This is a genomic window from Acinetobacter sp. NIOH-H-8, assembly GCF_046635365.1.
Taxonomy (GTDB): Bacteria; Pseudomonadota; Gammaproteobacteria; order Pseudomonadales; family Moraxellaceae; genus Acinetobacter.
Genome location: NZ_JBHDVN010000021.1, coordinates 44,645 through 52,214 on the forward strand (window position 1 = coordinate 44,645; position 7,570 = coordinate 52,214).

Annotated in this window: 6 protein-coding genes; 4 read left to right on the forward strand and 2 right to left on the reverse strand. The window is 41.6% G+C overall.

What is annotated here, in order from left to right; all coding sequences use genetic code 11:
- Together lnt and ACEWB7_RS09955 are read right to left on the reverse strand one after the other, a co-directional pair.
- Positions 1-1,560: an apolipoprotein N-acyltransferase gene (gene lnt, locus ACEWB7_RS09950; RefSeq protein WP_312310068.1), complete on the reverse strand. Its 1,560-nt coding sequence runs from the start codon at positions 1,558-1,560 to the stop codon at positions 1-3.
- A complete protein-coding gene (locus ACEWB7_RS09955; protein WP_218947769.1) occupies positions 1,557-2,396 on the reverse strand; it encodes an HlyC/CorC family transporter in 840 nt (279 codons plus the stop codon). The genes lnt and ACEWB7_RS09955 overlap by 4 nt, the downstream gene beginning before the upstream one ends.
- 201 nt (positions 2,397-2,597) lie before the next feature.
- On the opposite strand from ACEWB7_RS09955, the gene tusA reads away from it, so the two are divergent.
- The 4 genes from tusA to ACEWB7_RS09975 all read left to right on the forward strand — a co-directional run bounded on the left by tusA (position 2,598) and on the right by ACEWB7_RS09975 (position 7,467).
- Positions 2,598-2,858: a sulfurtransferase TusA gene (gene tusA / locus ACEWB7_RS09960; protein WP_004781744.1), complete on the forward strand. Its 261-nt coding sequence runs from the start codon at positions 2,598-2,600 to the stop codon at positions 2,856-2,858.
- Between the two features lie 245 nt (positions 2,859-3,103).
- On the forward strand, positions 3,104-5,893 hold the full coding sequence (locus ACEWB7_RS09965) for a type VI secretion system Vgr family protein (RefSeq protein WP_180002545.1): 2,790 nt from the start codon (positions 3,104-3,106) through the stop codon (positions 5,891-5,893).
- Entirely contained in the window at positions 5,890-7,008 is a 1,119-nt protein-coding gene (locus ACEWB7_RS09970) for a hypothetical protein (RefSeq protein WP_411580683.1), read from the forward strand. The genes ACEWB7_RS09965 and ACEWB7_RS09970 overlap by 4 nt, the downstream gene beginning before the upstream one ends.
- An 18-nt stretch (positions 7,009-7,026) precedes the next feature.
- Positions 7,027-7,467: a hypothetical protein gene (locus ACEWB7_RS09975; RefSeq protein ID WP_411580685.1), complete on the forward strand. Its 441-nt coding sequence runs from the start codon at positions 7,027-7,029 to the stop codon at positions 7,465-7,467.
- Positions 7,468-7,570 lie beyond the last annotated feature (103 nt).

Genomic DNA, 7,570 nt, shown 5'->3' on the forward strand with positions numbered 1-7,570 from the left:
TTATCTTCTCGACTTAAAGCTGATATCCACCTTACGTGGGCGGAAGCGCCAACCCAGTAATAATAACAATACGGAGAAAATCAGTACTGGCCAGTCGCTGAGTTTCATATAAAGCGTTTCACCCTGCATGGCGGGTAACTCACCGCGGAGTATAGCTTCTTTATCCATGGGTGCACGCTTCACAATATGACCATTGTGGTCGATGAACGCGGTTACCCCGGTATTGGTGGCACGAATAAACCAGCGACCATTTTCCTTGGCCCGCATTTGTACCATCTGTAAATGTTGCTGTGGACCGGCAGTGCCAGTAAACCAGGCATCATTAGATACGGTCACCAGAAAATCGCTTTGGCTGGCATTACGACGAGTCAGGTTTGGATAAGCCACTTCATAGCAAATCGCTGCACCTAAAGGATGGTTTTTCACATTTAATGGTTTCTGGATATCCGCACCACGCGAGAAACCACTCACCGAAGGGTCGTTTTGCAGAGCTGGCAGTACCCAGCTGAGTGCGCCAGAAAGTGGAATATATTCCCCAAAAGGCACCAGACGCTGCTTCTTATACAAACCACTCGACTCATTACCGGTCGCCATGATGCTATTGTAATATTTTGGCGTGCCTGCTTCCTGTGACTCAGCCAGATCCCAGAACGGAATACCTGTGACCCAAGCTGTTCCAGATTTTTCTGCCTGAACTTTCATGGCATCCAAGAAAGGCTCAATGTCGGTCTGGAACATTGGAATCGAAGATTCTGGCCAGACAATCAGGTCACGTCCCCATTCGGTCTTGCTCAGATTGGCATAGATCAGCAGGGTTTTTACCTGATATTCAGTTAACCATTTCAGGTCCTGGGGGATATTGCCCTGAATCAGAGAAACAGTGAGCGGCTTTTGATTTTTTTCTTGCACGAAAGTCAGTTGTGCTGCGCCCCAAGCACCCAATAACAAGAGTGCAGAAGGAACGATCCAGAAGACCCGTTTACTTAAAATTTCAACCAGCGCACAGGCCAGAACAATCACTACAAAGGACACCCCAAATACACCAAATAAAGGCGCATAGGCATCCAGATAAAGCTCAGTAAAAGCATAACCTGCAAAGAGCCATGGGAAACCGGTAAATACCCAGGTTTTGGCCCATTCAAAGATCACCCAAAGTGGGGCGAAGGTAAGGGGTGTTTCCGGGAAAAAGCGACGATAAATAAAAGTCTGAAGCGCAGTAAACAGTCCCATGACAATCGCCATGATCAGGATCATGATTACGCTCAGGAAAGCACTGGTATCGCCATACACATGAATAGAGGTATAGAGCCAGAATGCACCCACAAACCACAATCCAATCCCATAAGCCCAGCCAATCCCAAAGGCCTGTTTCGCACTACGACCACGGACGCAAGCATACAGTAAGGCAGGAGAGAGAATCGCCAGCCACCAGTAATGATAAGGTGCCAGTGCCAGGCTAAAAATAGCGCCGGCAAATAAGGCAATCAATACAGGATAAATTAAGGCTAGCTGCTTTTGCTGCTGGGCTGGATTTAATAGCTTATCGAAATATGCTCTCATTGGCGCACAGCTCGAATTAAACGAATAGAACGTGAATCTGCCTCAAGAATGGTAAATTGCCAGTTTTCCAGTTCAATCGTCTGACCTTCCAAATCATTTACCAGACCAATTTCTTGTAATAACAAACCGCCCATGGTTTCAACTTCATCATCGGAGAAATTGGCATCTAGCATATTGTTAAAATGCTCAATTGGCGTCAGCGCTTGTACTACCCAGGTATTGGCTGTCTTCGGGTCTTGATCCGGAACAATATATTGTGCTTCTTCATCCGCAATATCATGTTCGTCTTCAATTTCACCCACAATTTCTTCGAGAATATCTTCTAATGTCACCAGGCCTGAAGTTGTACCGTACTCATCAATCACTACCGCAATATGAGTCTGGGTATTTTTCAGCATACGTAGAACCTGATCCGAACGCGCACTTTCCGGCACAAACAGCGGCTGACGCATCAAGGCACGAATATCGACTTTGGCAGAAGGCTCGGTCAGGAAAGGAAGCAGATCTTTGGCCAGTAAAATACCAACTACATTATCCGGTTGATCCGATGAGAACACAGGGAATCGCGAATGCGCAGATTCAACTAAAACATGCAGAATTTCGAGAAGTTGGTCATCTTCCTGCAAGCTAATCATGGACGTTCTTGGCGTCATGACTTCACGAATTTTGGTGGCTGGCAGATCCAATACGCCTTCCAGCATTGCAACAGTATCGGGTTCTAAAAATCGACGTGAATCTTGTACTAATTTTAGCAGTTCGTCGCGAGTTTCGGGTGCAGTTCCCAGCCATTTACGTAAGCCGCGCATACCCCACGACGGGCCTGATTCCTCGTGCATGATCTTTCCTAAAGACTCTTAATATCTAAAAAAACGTGATTTTATCATACCGCAGAAAATACGCTTGTCTATTGTAATTATGCTGCGCAGACTTGATCGCGCGGGTCAGTATGGTTTTGTGAATTGGTTCAAAGCGCGGGCTGCAATGCGATAGCCGCTTTATGCTAAAATAAGGCTGATCTTGAATTCCTGAGTCTGTCGATGTCTGAAGCTGAAATTACGCCAAGCCTGCAATTGAATACCCGTGGATTACGCTGCCCTGAGCCAGTGATGATGTTGCATCAAGCCATCCGTAAGTCTAAAGCTGGTGATGTAGTTGAAGTTTTTGCTACGGATAATTCAACTTCCTGGGATATTCCAAAATTTTGTATGCACCTTGGCCATGAACTGCTACTCCAAGAGGAGCGTCTGGATGAAAATGGCAATAAAGAGTTCCATTATCTGGTAAAAAAAGGCGGTTAAAAGATTTTTTTGGGCAGATGAGTGATTCATTTGCCCATATTTTTGAAAGATTAAAATGAAAAGAAAGCTATTTTTTTGAATAGTTGATCTGCTTGAAATTCCTGATTTTCAGAAAATAAAAATTTTGATATTCAAGCCTCTTCCAGAATTACAGTGATGAATCGGAACCATGGCCAGACCAATGAATCTAGGCTGGATATAAATAATTCACTATAATGCCGCAAAAATATTTATAACAATTAAAAATGATAAAAAATCATATCGCTCAAGTATTAGAGCAATTGGGTCTTAGCGCACAGAAGCGTGCTTTGCTTGTTCAGTTTTCCCATCAAAAACTTAATTCTGAAGTTTTTCTGCAACGTATTGATGGCCAACATGTCCTGAATCAGGGACTAAAGATTGAGCTGATTTGTGTGTCGACTAATGCCTTGATTCCCCTTAAGGAATTTATTGGAATTCAAGTAGCGATAGATCAGGTCACGGATCAAGGACAGTTATTTCGCAGTTCCGGAATTATTACTGCAGCAACTCAGGGACAGAGTGATGGTGCATTAGTGCTTTATAAACTCACCCTGGAAGATGCAACGTCGCTATGGCATAAACGCCGTAATAGTCGTGTGTTCATGGACAAGAGTGTCCGGGAGATTACTGAAATCTTATTCAAAGAATGGCAGCGTAAGAGTCCATTATTTGCGGCTGCACTCAAGCTGGATTTATCCGGTTTGCAGCAAACTTATGATGTGCGTCCTTTTACTATGCAGTTGAATGAAAGCGACTATGACTTTTTAACCCGTTTATGGCGTAGTGAGGGGATTAACTGGCTGATTGATGAGTCTGAGCTTATAGTTGTGCATTCATCTGCAGCGATTGCAGCGCAAAAGCTTAGATTAATTGATGACAATAGCTACTACCAAGCTTTAAGCCGCAGAGCGATCCGTTTCCATCGTTCCAGTGCGACTGAACAAGAAGATAGCATGACCAGTTTTATTGCAGAACGGCAGTTGCAGCCGACCGCTGTACATATCCAGCGCTGGCATGCCGGTCGCTTGAATCAGGAAGAAGGCATAGGTTCAGTACAAAGCAAGCACCAGCAGAGTCAGGTTCAGGATAATGCCAGCCTGGCATTGGAACAAGGCTGGAACATCAGTCCGGCATGGATCACTGATCTCAGGCATGCAGATCAGGCAACTCTAGCCTCGGATGCACAAATCGAGAAAATAAACCAAAATTTGCAGCATTTCTATGATGCACAGGCCAAACAATTTTTAGCAACATCCACGGTACGTGATGCCCAAGTGGGTTACTGGTTTCGGCTGGATCAGCATCCTGAAATTGACCAGCATCCAGCAGTAGATAAAGAATTTTTAATCATCTCTAGGAAATTTTATAACCAAAATAATTTGCCTAAAGACTTAAATGAGCAGGTTCATGCTTTAATTCAGCAAAGCTGTTGGCAGATGACAGAATCCAAGGACGCAGGTGAGCGTCAGGCCAACCAGCTAGTCTTGCAACGTCGCCATATTCACTTGGTTCCTGAGTATCAACCTTTATTGCAGCGGCCACAGGCCTATCCGCAATGCGCCAAGGTAGTCGGGCCAGAAGATGAAGAAATTTATGTGGATGAATGGGGGCGGATCAAAATCCGTTTTCTGTTCACTCGTTCGGATGACCATGCTCACGATGGTGGTGCAGGCAGCAATGACAGTGATACAGATTCAGCCTGGGTAGATGTTCTGACCCCGTGGGCAGGTATAGGTTATGGGGTCCGTTTCTTGCCATGCATTGGTGAAATTGTGGTCGTCGACTTTTTCGACGGCAATATTGATCGGCCTTTTGTGGTAGGTCGGATTCATGAAGGCCAACGTTCTCCGACGAAGTTTGATCAAAAAGGACAACTACCAGACACCAAAAAACTCAGTGGTATTCGCTCGCAAGAAGTACAGGGGCAAGGCTTTAACCAGTTACGTTTTGATGATACGACTGGCCAGATCAGTATACAGTTACATAGTAGTCAAGCTGCCAGTCAGCTCAATCTGGGTAACTTGAGTCATCCGAAAGAACAGGCTGAAAGTGAAGGACGGGGTGAAGGTTTTGAACTTAGAACTGACCAATGGGGTGCAGTCCGTGCAGGTAAAGGGTTATTGATTTCGGCTCATAAACAGCAAGCCGCAGACGGTTCACATATGGATGCTGAACCAGCGAAAAGCCAGCTTGAATCAGGCTTGCAGATGAGCCAGGCGCTAAGTGATGTTGCTAAAAACCAGCAAACTGATCCGCTTGAAATCTTTGAAAATTTAAAAAGCTTTATTGAGAAAATTGAACAGCAAGATCAAGACAAGGCAGCTGCCTTTAAACAGGCAATTATGATTCTGACAGCACCAAAATCCATTGCGCTGAGTACCCAGCAGGATATTCATTTGTCTGCGGAGGGTCAAATTAGCCACCAGTCAGCGGACAGTATTAATTTAAGTTCGCAGAAAAATATTATTGGGCATGCCTCTTCTAAAGTCAGTCTGTTTGCAGCCCAACAAGGCTTAAGAGCTTATGCCGCAAAAGGCAAAGTTGAACTACAGGCGCAAAATGATGGGATGGATATTATTGCACGCAAAGGTATCAAAACTATCTCCACTGAAGATCAGATCGAAATTACAGCAGCGAAGGAAATTGTTTTAACTGCGGGCGGTTCTCAAGTTGAGATCAGTAGTGCCGGAATTTTGCCGATGACGGGTGGTCAGTTTGAGATGAAGGCAGGGCAGCATCAATTTTTATCAGGAGAAAAGGTAATGCATGATATTCCCTATCTTCCTGCCTCACATAATAGTTCCTATATTTTAGAGTTCGATGTGCGACATAAAATAAACAATAAATTATTAGAAAGCTCTCCAATTTTTAGTCTTATTGATTCTAAGGGGAATGTACGAACAGGAGAGGTTCCCAAAGATGGAATTATTAGAATTACCTCAAAAAATAAGGAAGAAAAATATACGGTTATGGTGCATAAATATGATGCAGAGATATCGGAGTTAGAAGAATGACTTATACGGCTCGTTTAAAAGTATCCTGTGATAATAAAGACCTTTTATCAAAATTAAGCTATACCTTACTAAATACGACAACTCAAAAAAGTTATGGAGGAAAAATTGATCCGAATGGTTGTACCAAAATCTATAGTTGCAATAAATTAGATTTAATCTTTGTAGAGTTAATTTTAAATAATTCAAAAATTGCCAGAGTGCGTGTTCCCGCACTAGAAAATGGCGAATTTAATAAATCGATATATAAATTAAAATCAACTACAGGTACAACAAAACAAGCAGAATTAAATAAAGTACCTGTTAAAGTTAAAAATGAATTAGAAATAGCACTTGAAGCCTTACATGGTACAGCACTTTACTTTAGTAATAACTTTTTAGATCATGATAGCTCCTTAAGAATTGCTTATATGAAAGCAATTAAAAAAATGAGTCATGATTACTTAAAGGATGTTGAAAATGGAAGAATGACTGTAAAAGATGCTTCGAAAGAGGCTCATACATTAAGAAATGATATCTTAGAACAGACTAGGAAAAAGAATTCTCCAATCGCGTTAGCAGTATCACAAAAAGAAAAAATAGCGGCTAAAAGTTTAGATCAATTTTTAGAATATTATGCATTGAAATTAAAAGATCCTGATGAATGGAAAAGACTGAAAGATCAGTCAAGACAAACCTTAGATCATTATGTAAAAGCATCAACAGGTACAAGAAATTCATATTTTCAGGCGCTTTCAACAGCAGATAAAAATAAAGTTTTTTATAGTGTAGTTAAAGGATCAGGGGCATCCCATGGAACTTTTGATAAAGCAGCAAAGTATATGAAACCACTAGGCAGAGTAATTGTCGTTATTTCAATTTCCTATGCTTGGTATGAGATTTTTTCAGCTGAGAATAAAGAAAAGGAATTTTATAAAGAAGCCGCAACCATAGGCTCAGGAGTGGCAGCTGGCGCTGTGGGTGGTGCTATTGCAGGAGGAATTTGTGGCCCCGGGTCTCCCATATGTTCAACAGTAGGTGTAATAATTGGCGGTCTAGCGGGAGGGTATGGAGCATATAAATTAGTTGAAGCTTATGATGAAGAGTTGGAAGCTTTTACAGAATGGACTTTATTTTAATTCCAGTAGGTAGCCTGTATGTTTAAGTTTTTAAAAAGGTTAGTAAGAAAAGAAGCTAATAAAAATTTAGATACGAGTAATTATAAAACTAAAATTAAAAATTTTAGCTTAGAGCATGATCAGATTGTGGGCGTAAATATAGATGATGTAATAATAAAAATACCTTATATAGACATAGTAAGGATATCTATTATGGTTTATGGGGAAGATTTACTCCCTCAACCAATCTGGACTGTGCAAACAATAAAAGACATTATTGATATACCGAATGAATTAAATAATACTGATAAATTATTTTTTGAGGTTCTTAATAAAAAATTAGATGGTTACAACTCAATTCAAACCCAAGAAGAAATATTAAAAGCTATGAATTGTACCCATAACAGCCTATTCCATATTTGGCAGCGCCATGATGCAGATAAAATATTTAAATCTGAGCCTGTAAATAATTTTGTGTAATTGCTTTTCATCAATTTAAAGGTGATTGCTTAAGCGGTCACCGAATTCAATAATAAAGCGGCTCATGGCTAAACGCCAGTCGCGAATCGGCATATTCCACTTT

Bases quoted from the DNA above. Each gene is read 5' to 3' on its own strand.
- ACEWB7_RS09965 (WP_180002545.1), top strand. From the start codon at position 3,104: ATGATAAAAAATCATATCGCTCAAGTATTAGAGCAATTGGGTCTTAGC.
- lnt (WP_312310068.1), bottom strand. From the start codon at position 1,560: ATGAGAGCATATTTCGATAAGCTATTAAATCCAGCCCAGCAGCAAAAG.
- ACEWB7_RS09975 (WP_411580685.1), top strand. From the start codon at position 7,027: ATGTTTAAGTTTTTAAAAAGGTTAGTAAGAAAAGAAGCTAATAAAAAT.
- ACEWB7_RS09970 (WP_411580683.1), top strand. From the start codon at position 5,890: ATGACTTATACGGCTCGTTTAAAAGTATCCTGTGATAATAAAGACCTT.
- tusA (WP_004781744.1), top strand. From the start codon at position 2,598: ATGTCTGAAGCTGAAATTACGCCAAGCCTGCAATTGAATACCCGTGGA.
- ACEWB7_RS09955 (WP_218947769.1), bottom strand. From the start codon at position 2,396: ATGCACGAGGAATCAGGCCCGTCGTGGGGTATGCGCGGCTTACGTAAA.